Source organism: Petrotoga sp. 9PWA.NaAc.5.4 (assembly GCF_002895485.1).
GTDB lineage: Bacteria > Thermotogota > Thermotogae > Petrotogales > Petrotogaceae > AZRK01.
In genome coordinates, this window is sequence record NZ_AZRK01000003.1 from 1 (window position 1) to 23,072 (window position 23,072).

The window sequence follows — 23,072 nt, forward strand, 5'->3', positions numbered from 1 at the left end:
GCTCTTTTTAAAATCCCAAAGCTTTTGTTCTTTAAATTTTTTAATCTCTTATCAAAGAAAATGAGTAATAAACTATAAAAAATGAGTATATTAAATAGACTATTGTTGGAATATAAAATAACCTGTTCATTCCTATTTCTGTAAATCCAAATAATTGACTACCAAGCCAGTTAAAAGAGTATTTTATTATCACAAAAGTGATGGAAAAAACCATAAAAAATGAAAAGAAAAAAATAATTAGTGCAAAAACTTTACGATCATTATCTTTAGCCTTTTCTAAAGAATATAATTCTAATAAAACACCTAAAATTAATAAAATAGTAGATAAAAATATTAACGGATTTGTATTAAAAGGAAAATCGTAATTGAGTAATTGATTTAATATTGGACCCAAAAACTTCAGAACCAACGCAGCAAGTATGATAATCGAAGCTACAATTACATTTAAAGTACCAAAAAAGAGCTCTATGCTAGGATGATGTTTTTTATTGACTTTTTTTACTTTAGTACTTTGTACTTTTGAATCATTCTTTGCATAATAGTCATTTATATTAACTTTCATTTTTTTCCTCCTGCTAAAGTATAAATTTTACTCACTTTAGAAATCGTAAAATTCTTATTATATGTATGTTTTAGTGTTGACTTTTTTACAAAATATCTTCCCAATTCTAATCTTTACTAATTCTTAATTTTTTTAACTTCTTCGCTACGTGTAGTGAAAGAGAGTAGGGAGGGCTCCGCCCTGGACCCAATATAAGTTCAACACATTATTTTGAAAAATACAAAATTTTTATTCACAGCCTAAATTTCAGAGCGTAGAGACATCCTATGTAGGTGTTTCCTATTTTTATTAGAAACGTATCTATAGTACGTTTCTAATAAAAAATTCGGTTCTAAAATTATATTTCAATTTTTTCTATTTTCTCAACTATTTCCTCGATTTTTTCGATAAAATTTTTATAAAGTTGTTGAAAATCGATTTCTAAAATTTTATCTGCTGGTACTTTAAAAACAGCTATAGCAGGATCTTTTACTTTCATTTCAGGAAGTTTATATGAATTTTCCAAAAAATTATATTTTTTTAATGTTTTATCTTTAAGAAATCTACCTATTTCAATATATATAGAAACTTTTGAACTTTCTATTCTGTCAGGACATTTAAAAACAACATGTATATTGTTCATATAAGGAAAATAAAATACTTGATCTTTCCATTTTTTAAAGTGTTGAACAATAAAGTTAAAAGTCTCTTCTTCGATATCTAAACTTAAGGATAGATATTTTTGCCCCTTTAATTTTTCAGAAAAGATAAGTTTTTTGATAACTCTTTCATCACCACATACTCTGTAAGCAGAAAGCTTAAATGGAGTTTGCACAATGCCAAAAGAAAGTTCAGGATCAACTACTTTTTTGTACGATTCAGCAAATTTAATATATTTTTCTTTTAAAAAATCAGAATTCAAATATACTGTAGGATAAAGAACACTCATCACTTTACTTGGTAAATCCGGTCCTATAACTTCAAGGTTTCTTCCTTCCTTATCAATTAATATAGTATAAATGGGAAAATCATCTCTTTTATCGTAAACACAGCCAAAAAAGAAATGTTGAAATTCATCCGCTAGCAAATTTTGATATTTTTCAAGGTAATTTTTTGCAAAATCCACTAATTCTTCCAACCTAATTCTCCCCTAAGGTTTGTTTTATTCTTTCAGCTATTTTTTGACTCTTAACTACCTTTGCTATGTCCTGTGTTGAAGCTTCCCTGATCTTTCTTATACCTCCAAAATGCTGTATAAGTTCCTTTTTCCTTTTGGGACCAACACCGGGAATTTCATCTAATTTTGTTCTTTCAAATCTCTTACTTCTTAAATTCCTGTTAAAACCGATTGCAAATCTGTGTGTTTCATCTCTAACGTATATTAAAAGTCTCAGTACAGGATGATCCAAAGGAAGATGTAAATCTTGTATTTCTCCCGGAAAAACGATTCTTTCATCTTCTTTAGCTATTCCTATAACATCTACATCGTTCAATGTGTAACCGATATCTTTCAAAGCCTCGACAGCTGAGTTAACCTGACCTTTACCCCCATCTATAAAGAGTAGATCTGGTAAACTGTTTTTTTGGTATCTTCTTCTTATCACTGTTCTTATACTTTCAAAGTCATCGGGTTCTTTTATATTATCGAGTCTATATTTTCTATAATTTTCTTTTTTTGGTCTTCCGTCTTCAAAATAAACAAGCGATGCAACAGTGTACAATCCTTGTAAATGAGATATGTCTATACCTTCTATTATTCTTGGTAACTTCTTCAAAGAAAGTATTTCTTTAGCAAGTTTTAAAGAACTACTCAAATCGCTCTGTCTATTTATTTCTTCTTCGAGATTTTTAAAACCTATTTCGTATAGCTTTGATCCTTTACCAATTTTCTCTATTTTCTTCAAGCCTTGTTCTTTCAAATAGTTTGTTATTTCTTCAGAAACTTTCTCTTCATACAATGTATATATAGTAGTAGGAGGTTCATTCTTTCTAACTATATAATATTGATACAAAAAGTCTTCCAAATTCCCTTCTAAAGTGAAAGAAAGTTTAGAAATCAAATAACCTTTCCTTACTCTAAGAACAACGTAAACAGGTGACTCATACATTATAATATCTATGTTTTTACCGTTTTTATATTCTACAGCTATTTCGTCAAACAGGCTTTTCAATTTAAACAAAGTATCTCTCATTTGAGCAGCTTTTTCATAGTTTTTTATCTGAGCATATTCTTTCATCATTTTTTCCAAATAATTTTTAACTTCACTCAAATCTCCTGCTAAAAAGGCTAAAACTTTATTTACTGATTCATTATATAAATTTTCATCTACATCATTATAACACGGTCCATAGCATCTTCCCAGATGATATAAAAAACATGGTTTACTTTTACGCGTTAGATCTCTGTCACAACTTCTAATCTTATATACACTCTGTAAAACCTCAATTACATCTTTTACAAATCTAACATCTGGATATGGACCAAAGTACTTGCCTTTCTCTTCTTTTTTCGTTCGAACGTATTTTATTTTTGGATATTTTTCATCTGTAACCAATATATAAGGATAAACTCTGGTATCCTTAAGCATTATATTATATTTGGGTTTGTGAGTATATATAAAATTTGCTTCTAAAATAAACGCTTGACTTTCATTTGACGTAACAATATAATCTAAATTTGTAGCTTCTTCTAATAAACTCAACGTTTTTTCATTCCCAATATAATTACTCTTATTAAAGTAAGAAGAAACACGATTTTTTAGATTTTTTGCTTTACCTATATAAATGGGTGTCCCTTTATTATCTTTGAACAAATATACTCCGGGTTTCCTTGGGATGTTTTTTACTATTTCTCTTTCTATCAACTCTGATTCTCACCTCTAAGAATAAGTACTTCACATCTCTCATTTTCACAATTTCTTTTACCAATCCAATGGTCTATCATTTCTCCAATAGGATTCTCTTCATCTACTAAAAAACAAGCATAATGCATATGAAAGCACTTAACTTTAGAGAAATCTTTTGTTCCACCAATTCCTGTTTCTTTTAGTTTTTTTTGAATATTTTGAGGCAAGAATTTTATATTCTCGCCTAATATATTTAATCTTTTTTCTATTTCTTTTGTATGTAGTTCATGCATTTGTCTTTTTAATTCTTTGTTATTTTGAATCATATCTTCTACTTCTTTTATTTTATGATGAGACTCTAATTTTGAAACTTCTTCACTCAAAAACGGACACGTTAACCAATAAAGTGTTGGAAAAGGTTTCTTTTCTTTGATAGGAAAACTTTGTATAACTTGTGGGTAGCCATATTTACATCTTTTTACAACATTTTGCATATTATTAATTTCTCTTTCCAATTGATGCTCAACTATTTTTAAATCTTCTTTTGAAACCATAGAGAAACCCACGAACCGTCCTCCAATCTTCTTTTTAATTCCAATTTATTTCTTTTTGCTTGATCTAATAGTACCTTTTCTTTACTGTCTATTATACCAGAAAAAACCACATTTGCTTTTGTTGCTAATATTTTATTAAACTTTGGATCCTTCATTAAATCGATTAAAACCTCTGCAACTATATTTGAAACTAAGATATCAAACCTCTCATTCTCATCAATCGCGCTCAACAAATCTGACTGCCTAATATCTACATCTACGTTGTTTATTTTGAAAGTCTCTTTGGCTTTTTCCACCGCTAAAGGATCGTAATCTAAAGCACAAACATACTTTGCACCCAGTTTTTTCGATAAGACTGATAATATCCCACTTCCAGTGCCAACATCTAAAACTCTCTTATCTTCACAATCAATTTCCTTTAAAAATTTAGCTGCTAACTTAGTAGTAATATGCAATCCAGTACCAAAAGCACTTCCCGGAATTACATTTAAAACAAGACCTGGTTTTTCAACTATCTTGTCCTCAAAAGGATTAACCCAAACACCTTCTATAAATTCAAAAACTTTTATACTTTTTATCCATTGTTCCAACCATTGTTTTTCTTCAATCTTAATATTGGAAATCAACTTTCCATTAAATTTAGAAAGAAATTCTAACATTTCTTTGTCTTCAAAACCTTCTTTGAAGTAAATACGCAGATAATTTTTAGAATTCTCAATATCGTTTTCAATATAATAAGAGTTAAAGTTTTTTTCAATAAAATAGTCTATCAATCTTTCTTCACTTTTTTTATCTATTTCAAATATATATTCATGATATTTATCCATTGACGCTTTCCTCCATAAGTTTTTTCAATTGAGGTATTCGCGTTAACAAAAGTTTGATAATAAAAGGATTTAGAAAGAACAAAACTGCAAATCCCCCTAACCTCGGAGGCATTAAAACTACATAAGGAACACCAAATGATTTATTTATAAAGAAAGGAGTTAATGTTATTCCTACTATTTCTCCCATCATACAAGAAATAGCAAGTGTCCAGTAAGTCATTTTCTTTTTGAAACCATATTTAAATACTAAACCCGGAAGTAAACCGTATAATGCTTTAGTTAGAGTAAACTGAGGCAAAAAAGGTCCTATAGGATTAATCCAATAGCCTAATAAATCTTCAAAAACTCCTACTATTGTTCCACTAAGTGGCCCAAATAAAAAAGAAGATAAATAAATAGGTATGGTACCAAAACCAAATCTAATAACTTCGACATTTCCTATAGGGATTCTTATAGAAAGCAATCGTGTTAAAAGAATCGAAAGAACTACAAAAAGAGAATTCAATATCAAGATATAAGTGCGGTTCTTTCTCATATATACCTCCTTGACTTGTTTGATTACTCACTTTAGAAATTTTAAAATTCTTATTATATGTATGTTTTAGAGCTGATTTTTTTTACAAAACACCTCCTCACTTCTAATACTTACTAATTCCTAATTTCTTTACCTTTTTCGGCACTTGTAGTCAAGGAATGGGGAGAGGGCTCCGCCCTGGACCCATTTTAAATTCAAAACCTTACTTTTAAAAACGCTTCATTTCTAAAGTCTTTATCTAATTTTGACCAATTGTTTATTTCTTTAGCTTTTCGGTACTTGTACCGAAGAAATGGAAAAGGGCTCCGCCCTGAACCCATTTTAAATTCAAAAGCTTATTTTCTGAAAATTATCATTTCTAAAGTCCTTATAAAAACGTCCATATAGATCGTTTACGCTGGAGGTACCCAAAATGGTCGATTCTACAGCTATTCACTATAAAACATATAAAACCATACCCATATTCCATTATTTTGAAAACGAAATTTCTTATCCGCTTTTTCTCCGAAATATTCTTCAAAATTAGCTTCTGGAGTTATAAAGAAAAACCTCCCGTTTGGAAATGATCGTGGCAAATGCCTCATCTTTTTGTAGGTATCTTGTATATTATCTGGTAAATTTATACCGTATGGCAAATTTGAGATAAAATAAATACGTTCATTAGATGGTTGCAAAGATTCCATAGCTCTCTTCTCAAAATAGATCTTTACATTTGCCAATTCAGCGTTTGCCTTTGCCATTTCTATAGCTTTGTAACTTTTATCATAACCATAAATACTGTAATCAATATTGTTTTTAGAGAAGTTTTTATTAAAAATCTCTCCCATATTCTTAAAAATATCCCACTTTTCGCAGGCATACGTTCTTTTTGGAGTGTAATTTGAAGCCATTAGTGCAGCTTCAATGGGAATAGTTCCACTTCCACAAAAAGGATCTACTAATTTATAATCTGGGCTCCAGCGAGACAAAACTATTAAACTTGCAGCAATTGTTTCTCTTAAAGAAGTTGAAAGATGATTGATTCTGTATCCTCTTCTAGCTAAAGATTCTTTATAAACTGTATCCAAACAGATTGTAACGACATCTTCTTTTAGATACACATATAGAGGATAAATTATATCGCTATCTTCACTATAATATGTTTTTTTATCCCCCTGTTTCAAACTTTCATAAACTGCTTTTAGTATGACAGAAGCAACTGCACCTGTCGCAGAAATCTTAGAATTGTTAATTTTAAGTTTTTCAACAACTATTTTCCCACTTTTACCAATATAATCACTCCAATTTATACTGTACACATGGTCAAATAATTCGTCAAAAGTATAAGCTTCAAATTGTTTTATTTTTATCAAAACCCTATCAATCGTTTTAAATTTAGTCAATATATTTGGGATATCTTTGAAGTCAGCTACAAAAGTTACCTTTCCAGCAGTTGAATCTATAATTTTGTAATTATTGTTTTTTATCTCTAATGACGCTGCGCCTTCTAATCCTGAAGGGCACAAAGCTATTAGTTCTATTTCTTGATTCATTCTAAAAATACTCACCACCGAATTTATATTTTTGATTAATATTTATTTTTGATTAATATTATTAATTATTATACCATAATTAAGTAATGTACTAATTTTAAAGTAAAACAGTGATATAATAAAAATAAGAAAAGTTTATAAACTTAAAATATTAATCATCTTTAAATACCCGCTTGAATTTATAAATGTGCCTTAGGGTGAATCCCTTTCTTTCACTATACGTATCGAAGGCATTTAGAGAAGTTCTATACGAGCATTTCCAACAGTGGGGTATCATATAAAAAGTTAAACGCTAAGCTATTGATAAAATTTGGTTTTAGAATTTATAATGTGAGTAATGTATAAAAACTTAGGAGGTTATGAAATGAAATTAAAAGTAGATGACTACCAAATAAAAATCCCTGATTTTAAAATCGAGAGTACTCAAGAAATAAAGATAGGTTCTTACCAAGATTATACTATTCAAAGTGAAGCCTGTGACATAATTCAATTCGCTTTAGAAAGTTCTAACAACTCAAATAATGTTTTCATCGTTGGGCCTTCTGGTAGTGGGAGGAGAAGCATGACTAATAAGATCGTTGAAAGAATTGCTCTAACAAAAAAAATTCCACAAGATTTAATATATGTTTTTAATTTTGAAGATGAAAGAAAACCAAAGCTGCTAAAATTACCAGCAAGTCAAGCAAAAAACTTTAAATCAGAATTACAGGCAATTATAGATTCTTCAATACAAGTTCTAAACAAAACCATGAACACAGAAGAATATCAAAACCGCCTCAGTTCTTTAGAAAAAGAATACAATAACCAACGGGAAAAACTATGGTCAGATTTAAGAAAAGAAGCTCAAAATCTTGGGTTTATATTAGAAGCTTCTGAAAAAGGCATAATTTCTGTTCCTATATACAACGGAAAAAGACTAAGCGCCCAAGAGTTTGAAGCTCTTCCTGACGAAATTAAAGAATATTTTAGGCAAAATTCGGAAAAATTAATGCAACTCATTGAAAGAACTATGTCCAAAATAACAGAATTAGATAAAGAGTATTGGGAAGAGGTTCAAAATTTACGTAGATATTGGGCGTCTTTTAGTTTAACAAAATTGTTCGAATCCATAGAAAGAAAGTATATAAAATATTCAGATGTCTTTGAATATCTCCAAAAATTAAAAGAAGATATGGCTTCTCATCTTTTACAATTAACTTCTGATAATCAAAATCTTATTAGACTCCTTAAAGAAAAACGATATAACGTTAATATCCTAGTCGATAATTCTTACTTACAAGGTGCTCCAGTTATCATCGAAGATAATCCAACGTATTCAAATTTAGTAGGAAAGATAGAATACTATTCTCAAATGGGATTCCTTCAAACAGATTTCACAATGATAAAAGCTGGTTCTTTCCACAAAGCTAACGGTGGTTATTTAATCTTAGAAGCCGAAAAAATATTAAGGAAACCTTATTCATGGGAAGTACTAAAAAGAGTGCTTTCTGAAAAAGAAGTGAAAATAGAAAATGTCCAGTCTGCGGAAGGATATTCGAGTGTTGAAACCTTAGATCCAGAACCTTTATCAACAAACGTTCAAGTTATACTGATAGGGGAAGATTGGATATATAATTTGATAAGAGCATATGATAGTGAATTTGAAAAATTATTCCCAATAAAATCTCAATTTGATTACGAATCAGAGCTTGTAGAAGAAAACTTAAACAGATTTTTGGCTTTTATAAGTAACACAGTTGAAGAAAATGATCTTTCACATCTCACTAAGGATGCAGTCAACGAATTGATAAAATATGCTTGTAGAATAAATGAAAGCAACAAAAAATTCTCTTTAAAATTAGGTGATTTAAAAAATATTATAATAGATGCTTATCATTTTTCTAGGAAAAATCCAGAAAGTTATTACATTTCAGCAAAAGACATAAAAGATACTATAAGCTTCAAAGAAAAGATGCATTCGTTCTACAAAAATAAAGTATTTAACGCAATAGAAGAAAAAAAGATTGATATCAAAGTCGATGGTTCAGAAGTAGGTCAAATAAATGGTTTGACTGTTTTGAATACAGGAGATTTCTCTTTTGGACATCCAGTAAAAATCACAGCTAAAAGTTACAGATCTTCGTCGGAAAAAATAATCAACATACACAGAGATATAGACCTCAGTGGAAAGATATACAAAAAATCTTCACTTATCATTGAAAATTATTTTAAACATAAATTTTCTTCTTTTATACTAAGCGGTTTTGGTGTTTCTTTGAATTTTGAACAAGTCTATTCTATAATAGAAGGAGATAGTGCCACTGTTGCGGAGACGCTTGCATTAATGTCTTCAATAGCTAATATTCCTTTAAAACAAAATGTTGCAATAACGGGATCCATGAATCAAAATGGAGAAGTGTTACCAGTTGGTGGAATAATAGAAAAGATAGAAGGATTTTATGAAAGCTGTAAAAAATTAGGCTTTACAGGCTATCAAGGAGTCATTATACCCAGTAGAAACATAGACAATATTGTGTTAAAAGACGAAATAAACGAAGATATCAAAAATGAAAAATTCCATATTTGGGCTATCGAACATATCGATGAAGCTGTTGAATTGATGACAAACTATAAAGCTGGAAAACCAAACGAACATGGAGAATATGAAGAAGGCACTTTTTATTATTATGTATGTGAAAATCTGAAAAAGTTAGCAAAAGAAGAAGAAAACAAGAAAAACAAAGAAGAAAAAGAAAATAATTAAAAAAATAAGGGGTCTTACCCCTTATTTTTTTACAATTCGTATATATCAGAAAATTTCTCTTTTATATAATCAACAAAATATTTGGGATTAAGTGTTTCTCCAGTTATTTTTTCCAACAATTCTTCTGGTTTATACATCTTTCCATATTTATGAACATTTTCTACTAGCCAGTTCAAGACGCCTGTTGCATTTCCTTCTCCCAATTGTGTATTATAATCTGTAACGTCCTTTTTTAGTTTATTGAAAAACTGAGCAGCATAAAGGTTTCCTAACATATAAGATGGAAAATATCCAAAAGACCCATTAGACCAATGAACATCCTGTAAAACACCTAAAGCATCGTTGGGAGGAACCATTCCAAAATATTCATTCATCTTTTCATTCCAAATACTTGGTAATTCCTTCACTTTTATCCTATCGTTTATAAGAGCTTCTTCTATTTCAAATCTGAGCATTATATGAAAATTATAAGTAACTTCATCAGCGTCGGTTCTTACAAAGGATTTTTTAACTATATTGACGGCTTTATATAACTCCATGCTTGAAACATTTTCAAAATCAGGGAAAATTTCTTTAAGCTTCTTAGAAAAGTATACCCAAAAATCAGGTCCCCGGCCTATTATATTTTCCCAAAATCTCGATTGCGATTCGTGAACCGCCATTGATGCACCTTCATCCAAAGGTGTTTCAAAGAAAATTTCTGGAATATGCAATTCGTATAAAGCGTGGCCACCTTCATGTATAGTAGAAAATAAAGAATATCTAATATCTTTTTCACTAAATCTTGTAGTAACTCTAACATCTCTTGGGCCAATCTTTGTAGTAAAAGGATGAGCAGAAATATCCATTCTTCCAGTATTGAAATCAAATTTCATGAACTTTAATGCTTCCTTTGAAAGTTCTTTCTGTTTTTCAATGCTGAAATTTCCTTCAAAGAAATCCGACCGTGGTTCTTTACCTTTTTCAAAAAGTTCGTCAATAAAAGGCAACATGTTTTTCTTTAAATAATCTATCGTGTCCTTTAACTTTTTTGTTTTTAGACCAGGTTCATATAAATCTAACAAGGCATCGTATCTATTTTCCTGATAACCTAATTTTTCAGCGACCTCTTTTGTCAAAGAAACGATTTCTTCTAACAATGGTTCAAAAATGAAAAATTCAGCTTTTTCTCTTGCCTCTTTCCAAGCAGAATTTGCTTTAGTAGTAGTCTCAGTAAGTTTTCTGATAAGTTCTGGAGGAATTTTTTTCATTTTTTCATAATCTTCTTTTGTGACTTTTACCAATGCCTTACCAACTTGATCTAAATTATCATAAACTTCTTTTTTAGAAAGTTCTTCAAGAAATTTTTCAGTTTTATCAGAAACATATGATCTAAAATACAACTCAGACAATTCTCCCATGGCTTTCGATCTATATTCCACAGCCATTTTAGGGGCATACGTCTCTAAATCCCATTGCATCAGAGACACAGCCTGCATATATCGTGAAATTTTTGCAAGAAACTCTTTAAATTCTGTTAATTTATCCATATTTTACCTCCTATATTTATTGATTTTACCCACTTTAGAAATTTTAAAATTTAGGTTTTATTAATATTTTAGTTTTAAATTTTTTAAGATATCTCTAAAACTCTAATACTTGATAACTATGAATTTTTTTAACTTTTTGGGCATTTTTACCAAAGAAAGAAGCGAGGGCTCCGCCCTGAACCCGTTTTAAATTCAAAAGCTTATTTTCTAAAATCATCATTTCTAAAGTATCTATTTAATCCTCATTAATTCCTAATTTCTCTACCTTTTTCGGCACTTGTAGTCAAGGAAGGGGGAGAGGGCTGTGCCCTGGACCCGTTTTAAATTCAAAAGCTTATTTTCTAAAAATCATCATTTCTAAAGTATCTATTTAATTCTCATTAATTACTAATTCCTTTAACCTTTTTGCTACATGTAGCGAAAGAGGGGGAGAGGGCTCCGCCCTGAACCCGTTTTAAACTCAAAAGCTTATTTTCTAAAATCTTTATTTATAAAATACTTATGCAATTCTAATTTTGACAATTTAACTATTTTTTTAAGTTCTTAGATACGCATATCGAAAAAGAGAGAAGGGCTTCGCCCTGAATCCATTTAAAATTCAAAAGCTTATTTTTATAAAATTCCTCTTTTCTAAAGTAATTATAATTTGATTTGCTATCTTTAGAAATCATAAAATCCAAATTTTATATGTCTTAGATAGATTATAAGTTAGTAAAGTTTAAGCGTAGCTGTATATATATTCTACCATTCCTCTTTGGCAATTACAAATTTGATAAATTAACCCTATTTGGTGTATAATTTTTAAGACTTTTCAAAAATATTAATGGGGATGAATAAAATGATCTACAAATTTAGATACTCAAAAATATTATATTTTTTACCCATACTCTTTATCACTTTCATTTTTATTTTAGGGAATTATATATATAATCTATTTCCCCAAGATTTTATAGCTATAACTTTTATTGCAATAATAGTTATCTCAATATTCTACTTTACGAGAAAATTCATGAAATATCCTATTATGTATGATTCTAACACAAAAACCTTTTATGTTATAACTTCTATATTTTCAGAAAAATATGATGATTTTCCTCAAGAGGTTGTAAAAGAAGTTATTCAAACCTCAAAAAATATTGTTATCATAACTAATGATAAAACAATAGTTCTTTCAAAACACATTGAAAATAAAGACAGACTCATTTCTTTATTAGAAGGGAAAAATAACAATGAGAGGTAGAAATACTGCTGCGTATATAAATCTTGACAATTACCTCAAAAATTTGGAGTTCATTAAAAATTTTACTAAAGCAAAATTAATGCCTGTATTAAAAGCAGACGCTTATGGACATGGCAATTTGATTCTTTCCAAAGAAGCACAAAATGAAGGATACGATATGTTTTGCGTTGCTTTTTTAGAAGAAGCGATAGAACTGTTGAATAACAATGTGAAAGTACCTATTTTAATATTTAATTACTTTGATCCGCATGATTTTATAGAATTAATAGACTATTGCAAATATATAAGACCTACAATTATTTCTATCGATTTTTTGGAGAAAGCGTGTGATATACTTGGAAAAGATATTAAAGAATTCAAATTTCACATTAATGTAGACACCGGAATAAATAGAATAGGTATAAAAGAGTATGAGCTTGATAAACTAATAAATCTAATAAAAATAAAAAATATACAAATAGAAGGTTTTTATTCTCACTTTGCAAATGCCGATGAAAAAGATAACTTTGTTAATTTACAATACAATAAATATATAGCGCTTTTAAATTATATAGTTTCTCAAAATATAGACATAAAAATACGGCATATATCAAACAGTGCAGGAGCATGTTTCTTCCCGGAATATTCTTTAGATTACGTTAGGCCAGGTGTTGCAACGTTTGGATTGCAACCATCAAAGTTATATGAAATTCAAGAATTAAAACCTGTCTTAGAATTGAAAAGCACTGTTGTGAAAATTAATATTGTTGATACACAAGAAACAGTGGGATACAATAGAACATTTAAAGTACCTACAAAAATGAAAACAGCAGTTGTTCCGTTAGGATACGCCGATGGATATTCTTGGACACTTTCTAACAAAGCCTGTGTTTTAATTAAAGGTTTTAGGTGTAAAATATTAGGAAGAATCTCTATGGACCAAATCGTTGTCGATGTAACCCAAATTCCACAAGTGTCAATTGGGGATGAAGTAGTAATAATTGGTAAACAAGGCAACGACAATATATCTTCAGAAGAACTTGCAGAAAAAGCTGGAACAATAAACTACGAGATTACCTCCAGAATTTCTAAAAGAATTAAAAGAATTTACATTAAAGGAGGAAAATATTTTGACTGATAATTATTCATTGGAGGATATATTAAAAGGGAATAATATTTTTGATTCAAATTTAATAGAAACAAAAAAAGTTAAATTTATAGCTGATTTAAAGCTAAGTGACGAGGTAGAAGTTGAAGGTAAAGTAATAAGTAAAAAACTTCAAAAGACCAAAAACGATAAATTTTTTTTGTTAGTTACAATAGCAGACAAGACTCAATCTATTAGAGCTGTAGATTGGTACTATCCTGAAGAAAACAACAATAAAGTTCAAATCGGAGATATTGTAAAAATAAAAGGGAAGATAGTAATGTTTGAGAATCGTTTACAATTGAATATTACCAATGATGTTAATTCTGTTGAAAAATTAAACATAATGGAAGTTGATCCTGAAAAATATTTAAATAACTCAAAAAATGATCTGGAATCTTTAAAAGCTGCACTTGTTGAATATATAAAAAAAGTAGAAGATAAAGGGATTAAAGCTCTTTTAATATCTATTTTTATTGAAAACAAAAAGATTTCAGACTTATTTTCATCATCTCCAGCAGCTATGGACATTCATCATGCCTATTCAGGTGGTTTATTAGAACACAGTTTGAACGTAACGGAGTTATCTTTAAAAATTTATAATTTATATGAAAAAGATGAAGACATATACATAAATAAAGATATAATAATTGCAGGGTCTTTATTGCACGACATAGGAAAAATAGAAGAATATACTATAACACCTGTGGGAATTGAAAAAACAGAAGAAGGTGAATTGATAGGACATATACCATTGGGAACAAAAATTGTATATCAAGAGTCAAAAAAAATAAGTGATCATCTAAAAAAAGCCGATTTGGAACATATAATTCATATTATTTTATCCCATCATGGAGAAATAGAATATGGAAGCCCCATTCTTCCAAAAACTTTGGAAGCTTTGATAGTGAGTTATAGTGACAATATCGATTCAAAGATAGCTCACGTCAAAGAAAACATAAGAAGTACATTGCACGTTAACAGTAACTCTAATTGGAGTGAATACGATAAAAAACTTGAAAGAAAGATAAAATTTGAAAGAAACGAATTTTCTGAATAGTTCTTACAGAAATTCAAAATAGGAGGTAAATTCTTTTAATGCCAAGAACAACAAAAAAAACTGACTCTCAAAGCAAAAATGGGAACAAAAAATATGTAGTTATAGTTGAATCTCCATCAAAAGCAAAAACAATAGAAAGATACCTTGGAAAAGATTACAAAGTAATAGCTTCAAAAGGTCATGTAAGAGATCTACCTGAAAAAGATTTTGGGGTAGACATAGAAAATGACTTTGAGCCTATATTCCAAATAATACCAAATAAAGAAAAGGTTATAAACGAAATAAAAAAGGAGATAAAAGGTAAAAAAGTTTTATTAGCTTCAGACATGGATAGAGAAGGAGAAGCAATTGCTTGGCATATTTCTCAATTGCTGAATTTAGATCCTAAAGAAAAAAACAGAATAATATTTTCGGAAATAACAAAAAATAGTATACTAAACTCTATCAAAAAACCACAAACATTAGATTTAAAAAAGGTTGATGCTCAAATAGCAAGAAGAATATTAGACAGAATAGTAGGATATAAAATATCACCGCTTGTATGGAAAGTTTTAAAAAACTATCGAACAAGTGCAGGTAGAGTACAATCAGCAGCTTTAAAATTAATAATTGATCAAGAAAGAAAAATATTTACTTTTAAACCAAAAAAATATTTTTCTATATATCTTGAACTCAACGACTTGAAAATACCACTAACAAAAGAAAATGGAAAAACAATAAAGCCACAAAGTATTAATGAAAAAAAGAAGAATGAGATATTTGAGTATTTGAAAGATAAAAGTTTTCATGTTTCGAATGTTGAGGAAAAGGAAGCTTCTAAAAATCCTCCTTTACCTTTTATAACAAGTACTATGCAGCAAACCGCTGTATCAATGTTTAACTGGAGTTCAACTAAAGTTATGAAAATAGCTCAAGAATTGTATGAAGGTGTTGAAACTTCACAAGGCCAGGCAGCTTTTATTACTTATATGAGAACTGATTCTACAAGAATATCAGAAGAAGCAAAAAAAGCTGCTATCGAATATTTACAAAAAAACTACGGAAAAGAATATGTGGGAAATTATACTTATAAAAACAAAAAAAGTAACGTACAAGATGCGCACGAAGCTATTAGGCCTACAGATGTTAATATAAACCCACAAATAGCAAAAAAATTAATATCGGGTGATCATTTAAAACTTTATACACTAATATGGAACAGGTTTATGGCGTCTCAGTCATCTCCATCTAAATATTTGGAAAAGAAGTATTCTATAGACGACACCACTGGTAAATATACTTTTGAAATTACATCCAAGAAGAGAATTTTTGATGGATTTGAAAATTTTTGGAACGTTGGCGAAAAAGAAGCATATTTTGAACTCAACGAGAAGACAGAAATTACTTCAGATCAACTAAAATTTGAAGAAAAAGAAACTAATCCACCTAATAGATATACTGAAGCTTCTTTAATAAAAGAACTTGAGGCAAAAGGAATAGGTAGGCCTTCTACGTATGCAACTATCATATCTACGTTACTTGAGAGAAAATACATAGTTAAAATTTCAAAAAGTACCTTAAAACCAACTACAACAGGTTTTGTCGTAACAGATTTCTTAGAAAAATTTTTTCCAGAAATTGTAGATGTTAAATTTACAGCTAACATGGAAGAAGATTTAGATAAGATAGAAGAAGGGAAAAACAAGAGTAAACAAATTCTTGAAACATTTTATGAAAACTTTGAAAAATTCCTAAAAAAAGCTTCAGAAAGCGTAAAAAATAAAGAGTTACTTTTAAAATATGAAAGTGATGTAGCTTGTCAAAAATGTGGTAAAAATATGATTCTAAATTTTGGGAGATATGGATTGTACTTATCTTGTGAAGAATGCAAAGAGACACAAAAGATACCTATGAACTCCTTTGGAATAACAATAAAAGATAAATTATACATAAAAGACTATTTAAAAGAAACAGTAACAAACAATACAGAAGATAACAAAATAGGAGAAAAGTGCCCAGTCTGCGGAGGAGATTTAGTATTAAAACATGGAAAGTTTGGAGAATTTATAGCTTGCAGTAACTATCCAAAATGTACTTATACCAAAAATGTTACCGCCCGAGGCAAATGTCCAAACTGTGGAGGAGAAATAAAAAAGCTGAAAAGTAAAAAAGGAAAAACATATTTCAAATGTGATTCATGTGGCAATATGTATTGGTATGAACCTTCCGAGCAAAAATGTCCAGAATGTGGAGAAACGTTATTTTATAGACAAAATCAAGGAAAAGAAAAATTATATTGCATTAAAGACAAAAAATATTTTGAAATATCAAAATAGCATTATATTGACTAATTTAAAATTTCAGTGTATAATAAAAAACATGTAAAATAAACTTGCATGCCTTTATAATTGATAGTTATATGAAGTTTTTTTCATGGTATATTGTTACAATGACAAAAATTTCATTCTTAGTTTTTCATTAAAGTTAATTATAAGTAATTTCTAATTAAAAAAAATTCAAGTACGTACAAAATATTAAAATATGGTGTCTCTAATAAAACCATATTTTATATTTATATGAAGTTTAATATGATGTTTGAAAGAATTTTAGAGACTTTAAAGATAAGAATTTTCTAAAAATAAATTTTTGAATTTATAATGGATCCAGGGTGGAGTCCAACTTTTCTCTTTCGTTACACGTAGCGAAAAAAGTTAAAGAAATTAGAAATTAATGATGATTAGAAGCAGGGGTATTTTTTAAAGATTTAAAACTAAAACATTCGAAAAACTTAAGTTTTAGAATTTCTAAAGTGGGTATTATTATAGAGACTTTAGAAATGAAGATTTTCGAAAAATAAGCTTTTGACTTTAAAATGGGTCCAGGGCGGAGCCCTCTCCCCCCTTCCTTTGGTACAAGTACCGAGAAACTAAAGAAATTAGGAATTAGTAAGGATTAGAAGTGGGGAGGTATTTTGTAAAAGAATCAACGCTAAAACATATATATAATAAAGATTTTGGAATTTCTAAAGTGAGTAGGTATTATTATACAAGGAGGGGTTATATGAAAAAGTATTTATTGAGCATTTTTGTTTTGGTTGGGTTATTTGTTGGAATTTTGGCGCAATCTACTATTGTTGTTGGAACTACAGACAAAATAAGAACCTTAGATCCAGCTTTGTGTTATGACTATTTTTCCAGCAATATTTTACAAAACGTTTTGGCAGGTCCAGTTGATTACAAGGTAAATTCTTCGGAGATTGTTCCAAATTTATTTGAAAGTTGGGAAGTATCAGAAGATGGATTAGAATATACTTTTCATGTTAAAAAAGGCGTAGTTTTTGAAGATGGTACCCCTATCGACGCAAATGTCTTTAAATTTTCTTTTGATAGAGTTATAAAATTGGGTGGAGATCCGGCGTTTTTGTTGTCTGATGTGGTGAAATCAACAGAGGTTGTTGACAACTACACATTTAAAGTAACTTTATTGTATCCTTTTTCTGCTTTTGTATCAGTTTTAGGTTATACAGTTGCTTGGCCAGTTAACCCTAAGGTTTTTCCTGCGGACAAATTCTATGACGGCGTTCCTTCTTCTTCAGGACCATATAAAGTAACAGAATGGATAAGGGATGTCAGAATTACTTTGAGAACAAATGAACGATATTTTGGCCAGAAACCAAAAACAGACAGAATCATAATTCAATTTTATGAAAATGCTTCAACTTTAAGATTGGCTTTAGAAACTGGGGAAATCGATATAGCGTTCAGACATCTTGATCCAAGAGACATATTAGATTTAAAGAATTCTAAAAATCTACAAGTTATTCAAGGTGAGAGTCCTCAAGTAAGAATGGTTGTTTTCAATGTACAAAAACCACCTTTCAATGATCCCTTAGTTAGACAGGCAATCTCTCAAGTTATAGATAGACACTTAATAGTAGAAGAAGTATTCCAAAATATGGCTGCTCCTCTATATTCTCTTGTTCCAATGGGAATGTGGAGTCATGAAGACGTTTTTCAAGATGGTAGCGTGGAAACAGCAAAACAACTTTTATATCAAGCTGGTTACAATGAAAGGAACAAATTGGTTATAGACCTTTGGTATTCACCTACACATTATGGTACTACAGAAGCAGATGTTGCTCAAGTTTTAATGGAATCTTTAGAAAAAACCGGGATAATAGATGTGCGCTTGCAGTACGCTGAGTGGGCAACTTACGTAGATTATTTCCTTAACGGCAACATGGGCATGTTTTTGTTAGGATGGTATCCAGATTATATAGATCCCGACGATTATTTGTGGCCATTTATGTCAGAAAGTGGAGCAAAATCTATGGGAAGTTTTTATGTAAATCCTTACATTGAAGCAGTAATGAGAGCAGCAAGGGTGTCTAACGACCAAGAAGCTAGAACCGATCTTTATCATGTAGTTCAACAAGATTTAGCGGTAAGTGTTCCCTATGTTCCACTTTGGCAAGGAGTAGAAACCGTTGCCGCAAAAACTAACATTAAAGGTATTTTGTTAGAACCATCTCAAGTTTTTAGATATTATCTTTTGTATAAAGAATAATTTTATTTTAATTACTTTCTCATTTTAAATGTCGTATTTTTTGCCCCGATATATTATTATCGGGGCAATTTTAAAGTAAATGAAGTTTATAAAAAGAAAGGTGATTTTCTTGTCTTTAAGAAATTATATAATAGTGAGAATATTATTAGCTATCCCCATGTTATTTGTACTTCTTGTCGTTATTTTTGTAGTAATAAGAATTATGCCGGGTGATCCTGTTGCAGCGATGTTAGGCGGAAGGGCTTCTCAAGAAGTTATAGAGGCTCGAAGAGCTGAGTTGGGTTTGAACAAGCCTATTATAGTCCAATTTTTTGATTATTTAGGAGGGTTATTGAAAGGAGATTTTGGAACATCGACAATGACTGGAAGGCCGGTTTTAGATGAGATTCTTGAAAGATTTCCTGCAACTTTAGAATTAACCATCTTCGCTTTTATAATAGCCGTTTTGATAGGTATTTTTTGGGGATCAAAAGCAGCTCAAAAAAGAGATAAACCCGTAGATATTGCGGCAAGAGGATTCTCAATGTTTATGTATTCTGTACCAGTCTTTTGGTTCGGTTTAATGTTGCAATATATATTTGGCATGCAACTTAAATGGCTTCCGATAGCCGGAAGAATCAGTGCAACTGTTGATTTTGAAAGTATCACAGGTCTATTTTTGTTGGATTCTCTACTTAGAGGAAATTGGGTTGCGTTTTTGGATGTTCTTGAACATTTAATATTGCCAGGAATTACCTTAGGATTGGTTACTTCAAGCATATTTTTAAGAATGGTTAGAAACAACACCATACTTACTTTAACTTCCGATTATGTTAAATCTGCGAAAGCTCGAGGAGTACCCGAAAATAAGATTTTATATAGACACGCTGTAAGAAACGCATTAGTACCAATTCTTACAGTTATGGGACTACAATTGGCACTTTTAATGGCAGGGGCTGTTTTAACTGAAACTACTTTTTCTTGGCCAGGTATTGGTAGTTATTTGATCATGAAAATTAGATATAGAGATTTCCCTGCAATTCAAGGAACGGTTGTATTTTTTGCTATTTTTGTAATTGTTATAAATATAATAGTTGAAATAATTAATGCACTGATAGATCCAAGAGTTAGATATTAAGGAGGATATAAATGGAAGATTATAAGTTCGTTTCATCAAAAATGGGCAAAGGTATGTCACATTTGTTTAAAGGCTTTAATGCGTGGCTTACTTTTATAGGTTTAGTTATTTTAATTTTTTATATTTTTATTGCTATTTTTGCTCACCAAATTTCTCCTTATGATCCTACCGAGAGAGTTGGAAAATCATTAACAGCTCCTAATAACGAATTTTGGTTTGGTACGGACAATCTTGGTAGAGACGTTTTTAGTAGAGTAGTGTACGGTGCTAGAATCGCTCTTACTATAGCGTTTGTTTCTGTAGGAATAGCCTCAATAGTGGGAATACCCTTAGGTTTACTATCGGGATTTATTGGAGGTATTTTTGATAGAATAATGTCGATAATTATGGATGCAATATATTCTTTTCCTGGTTTAATTTTAGCTATTGCGATTGCTGCTTTTTTAGGGCCAGGTATTATGAATATTGCGATATCTATCGCTGTAGTATACATTCCAACATATTTTCGAGTGATAAGAAATCAGGTTTCTTCTGTAAAAAACGAACTGTACGTGGATGGAGCAAGAGCCATTGGAGCCTCAAACTTATCCATATTGAGTAGATATATTTTACCAAACGTTTTGCCTTCGGTTGTTGTAGTCTTATCTATGAACTTAGCTGATGCAATAATGACAGAGGCAGGTTTAAGTTTTTTGGGTTTGGGAATAGCTCCCCCAACTCCTGACTGGGGATTTGATTTAAGTAACGGACAAAGGTTTATCTTAAGCGGCGCTTGGTGGGCTTTGACATTTCCGGGAGTTGCGATTATAACTGTAACTCTGGGGTTTTCAATGTTTAGTGAGGGATTAAATGAAATGTTGAATCCTACAATTAGAGAAAGAAGGTAATGCTGTGCTTGAGATAAAAAATCTAAAAGTCTATTACAAAAGTGATGGAAATACAATCAAAGCAGTTGATGATGTTAGTTTTAAGATTAAAGATGGTGAAACTTTAGGACTTGTTGGTGAATCTGGGTGTGGTAAATCCACTTTAGGACAAGCTTTAATGAAAATTCTTCCTTTGAATGCTCAGCTATACGGTGAAATTATTATAAACGGTAAAAATATTGTTAATTTTAATGAAAAACAAATGCGTGAGTTAAGAGGAAGAGATATTACTATGATATTTCAAGATCCGATGACCTCTCTCAATCCTATCATGAAAGTTAAAGATTTATTTATAGAAATAGTCCAGTCCCATTTTCCTCAGATATCAACAAAAAAAGCCATGGAAATGGGAGCTGCGGTATTAAAAGAAGTTGGGATAGAACCAAGCAGAATGAATCAGTACACTTTTCAATTCAGCGGAGGTATGAGACAACGTGTAATGATTGCTTTAGGATTAGTTCTAAAACCAAGTTTTGTTATTGCAGACGAGCCCACAACATCCTTAGATGTTATAGTACAAGCTCAAATTATTGAGTTAATTAAAAGATTAAGAAACGAATATCAAATGTCAATGTTATTAATAACTCATGATTTAGGAGTTGTTGCTCAACTTGCTGACAAAATAGGAGTGATGTACGCTGGTAAATTGGTAGAAATGTCCTCTAAAGAAAATATTTACTATAAACCGAAACATCCTTATACTAAAGCACTTTTGAAATCTATCCCAAACACCAATATAAACGATAAAGAATTAAAGTATATACCTGGGAATACTCCAGATTTGGCTAATCCTCCAAGTGGATGTAAATTTTCCCCAAGATGTGAGTTTGCAATGTCTATTTGTCAAGAAAAAGAACCTTCGAATTTTTTTGTAGAAGAAAGCACTGTGAACTGTTGGCTTTTTGAAAAACATAATGACTTAGAAAAAAACGTAGGTGATTCAAGTGTCAGATAACATTATATTAAAAGTACAAGGACTAAAAAAATATTTTCCTTTAAAACGTACAGTTGCTGAAGTATTAACTCGTAAAAAACCTAATTTTGTTAAAGCTGTTGATGGAATTGATTTTGAAGTAAAAAAAGGAGAGACAATTGGATTAGTCGGTGAATCTGGAAGTGGTAAAACCACAACTGGTCGATTAATAACACGATTAGAAGATCCCAGTGAAGGCAAAATTATTTTTAAAGGAAAAGATATCAGTACTTTTTCAAAAAAAGAATTAAGAAAGATTAGGAAAGATATTCAAATAATTTTTCAAGATCCTTTGGCAGCATTAAACCCTCACATGAAAATTGGAGAAGCAGTTATGCACCCTTTACAAATTCATAATATAGGCAAAGATAAAGCTGAAAAGGAAAAGCTTGTTCTTGAAATGTTGGAGAGAGTTCAACTCTCGCCTTCTATAGAATATTTCTCAAGATATCCAAGAGATTTATCTGGAGGTCAAAGGCAGAGAGTAGTTATTGCAAGGGCTTTAATATTAAGACCTTCATTTGTTGTTGCCGATGAAGCCGTTGCCATGCTCGATGTGTCAGTGAGGTCACAGCTTCTAAAGTTAATGATAGATTTAAAAAAGGAATTTGACCTAACCTATCTTTTCATAACCCATGATTTGGCAACTACAAAATATATATGTGACAGGATAGCTGTAATGTATTTAGGAAAAATTGTAGAATTGGGAACTTTTGAACAAATATATATAACACCCAAGCATCCCTATACACAAGCTTTAATATCAGCTGTACCCGAACCAGACCCTAAATCAAAAAAGGAAAGGATAATACCGGAAGGCGAAGTACCAAACGCAGTAGATATTCCTTCCGGATGTAGATTCCATCCAAGATGTCCTTTTGTTAAAGACATATGTAAACTCAAAGACCCTTTACTAAAAGAAGTTGAAGGTCAAACAGTGGCATGCCATTTGTATGAGTAAAAAGTAAGAAAATTAAG

Annotated in this window: 18 protein-coding genes; 10 read left to right on the plus strand and 8 right to left on the minus strand. The window is 30.4% G+C overall.

From position 1 onward, the window contains the following. Window positions 1-40: 40 nt before the first annotated feature. From X924_RS02775 to X924_RS02805, 7 genes are all read right to left on the minus strand, one after another. The gene (locus tag X924_RS02775) at window positions 41-562 is read right to left on the minus strand and encodes a hypothetical protein (protein ID WP_121957431.1); all 522 of its coding nucleotides are present in this window, start codon (window positions 560-562) and stop codon (window positions 41-43) included. Between the two features lie 337 nt (window positions 563-899). After that, a complete protein-coding gene (locus X924_RS02780; protein WP_158245289.1) occupies window positions 900-1,679 on the minus strand; it encodes a DUF4895 domain-containing protein in 780 nt (259 codons plus the stop codon). 1 nt (window position 1,680) lies between these two features. Then, a complete protein-coding gene (gene uvrC / locus X924_RS02785; protein WP_121957433.1) occupies window positions 1,681-3,405 on the minus strand; it encodes an excinuclease ABC subunit UvrC in 1,725 nt (574 codons plus the stop codon). Next, window positions 3,402-3,953, minus strand: coding sequence for a DUF501 domain-containing protein (locus X924_RS02790; RefSeq protein WP_121957434.1), 552 nt, complete (start codon window positions 3,951-3,953; stop codon window positions 3,402-3,404). Before X924_RS02790 ends, uvrC begins: the two co-directional genes overlap by 4 nt. Continuing rightward, entirely contained in the window at window positions 3,920-4,768 is an 849-nt protein-coding gene (locus tag X924_RS02795) for a 50S ribosomal protein L11 methyltransferase (protein WP_121957435.1), read from the minus strand. The genes X924_RS02790 and X924_RS02795 overlap by 34 nt, the downstream gene beginning before the upstream one ends. Next, window positions 4,761-5,303, minus strand: a complete 543-nt coding sequence (locus tag X924_RS02800; protein ID WP_121957436.1) for a folate family ECF transporter S component — start codon at window positions 5,301-5,303, stop codon at window positions 4,761-4,763. The genes X924_RS02795 and X924_RS02800 overlap by 8 nt, the downstream gene beginning before the upstream one ends. A gap of 428 nt (window positions 5,304-5,731) precedes the next feature. Further along, on the minus strand, window positions 5,732-6,835 hold the full coding sequence (locus X924_RS02805) for a class I SAM-dependent RNA methyltransferase (protein ID WP_121957437.1): 1,104 nt from the start codon (window positions 6,833-6,835) through the stop codon (window positions 5,732-5,734). 364 nt (window positions 6,836-7,199) lie between these two features. Between X924_RS02805 and X924_RS02810 the strand changes: the two genes are divergently transcribed. Beyond that, the gene (locus X924_RS02810) at window positions 7,200-9,578 is read left to right on the plus strand and encodes a Lon protease family protein (protein WP_158245290.1); all 2,379 of its coding nucleotides are present in this window, start codon (window positions 7,200-7,202) and stop codon (window positions 9,576-9,578) included. A gap of 29 nt (window positions 9,579-9,607) precedes the next feature. Here the strand turns inward: X924_RS02810 and X924_RS02815 are convergent, their stop codons facing one another. Beyond that, window positions 9,608-11,107 (minus strand): carboxypeptidase M32, encoded by a 1,500-nt coding sequence (locus tag X924_RS02815; protein WP_121957439.1) that lies wholly within the window; start codon window positions 11,105-11,107, stop codon window positions 9,608-9,610. Between the two features lie 838 nt (window positions 11,108-11,945). Between X924_RS02815 and X924_RS02820 the strand changes: the two genes are divergently transcribed. The 9 genes from X924_RS02820 to X924_RS02860 all read left to right on the plus strand — a co-directional run bounded on the left by X924_RS02820 (window position 11,946) and on the right by X924_RS02860 (window position 23,055). After that, window positions 11,946-12,347, plus strand: coding sequence for a hypothetical protein (locus X924_RS02820; RefSeq protein ID WP_121957440.1), 402 nt, complete (start codon window positions 11,946-11,948; stop codon window positions 12,345-12,347). After that, on the plus strand, window positions 12,337-13,464 hold the full coding sequence (gene alr / locus X924_RS02825; protein ID WP_121957441.1) for an alanine racemase: 1,128 nt from the start codon (window positions 12,337-12,339) through the stop codon (window positions 13,462-13,464). Before X924_RS02820 ends, alr begins: the two co-directional genes overlap by 11 nt. After that, complete coding sequence (locus tag X924_RS02830; RefSeq protein ID WP_121957442.1) at window positions 13,457-14,533, plus strand: 3'-5' exoribonuclease YhaM family protein; 1,077 nt, start codon at window positions 13,457-13,459, stop codon at window positions 14,531-14,533. Before alr ends, X924_RS02830 begins: the two co-directional genes overlap by 8 nt. A 38-nt stretch (window positions 14,534-14,571) precedes the next feature. Beyond that, window positions 14,572-16,848, plus strand: a complete 2,277-nt coding sequence (gene topA / locus X924_RS02835; protein ID WP_121957443.1) for a type I DNA topoisomerase — start codon at window positions 14,572-14,574, stop codon at window positions 16,846-16,848. A gap of 724 nt (window positions 16,849-17,572) precedes the next feature. Next, window positions 17,573-19,078 carry an ABC transporter substrate-binding protein gene (locus X924_RS02840; RefSeq protein ID WP_121957444.1) on the plus strand — a complete coding sequence of 502 codons (1,506 nt, stop codon included), beginning with the start codon at window positions 17,573-17,575 and terminating at the stop codon, window positions 19,076-19,078. Window positions 19,079-19,187: 109 nt separating this feature from the next. Beyond that, window positions 19,188-20,195, plus strand: a complete 1,008-nt coding sequence (locus X924_RS02845; protein ID WP_121957445.1) for an ABC transporter permease — start codon at window positions 19,188-19,190, stop codon at window positions 20,193-20,195. Between the two features lie 11 nt (window positions 20,196-20,206). Beyond that, complete coding sequence (locus X924_RS02850) at window positions 20,207-21,082, plus strand: ABC transporter permease (protein ID WP_121957446.1); 876 nt, start codon at window positions 20,207-20,209, stop codon at window positions 21,080-21,082. Between the two features lie 4 nt (window positions 21,083-21,086). After that, window positions 21,087-22,076, plus strand: a complete 990-nt coding sequence (locus tag X924_RS02855) for an ABC transporter ATP-binding protein (protein WP_121957447.1) — start codon at window positions 21,087-21,089, stop codon at window positions 22,074-22,076. Continuing rightward, window positions 22,066-23,055, plus strand: a complete 990-nt coding sequence (locus tag X924_RS02860; protein WP_121957448.1) for an ABC transporter ATP-binding protein — start codon at window positions 22,066-22,068, stop codon at window positions 23,053-23,055. Before X924_RS02855 ends, X924_RS02860 begins: the two co-directional genes overlap by 11 nt. Window positions 23,056-23,072 lie beyond the last annotated feature (17 nt).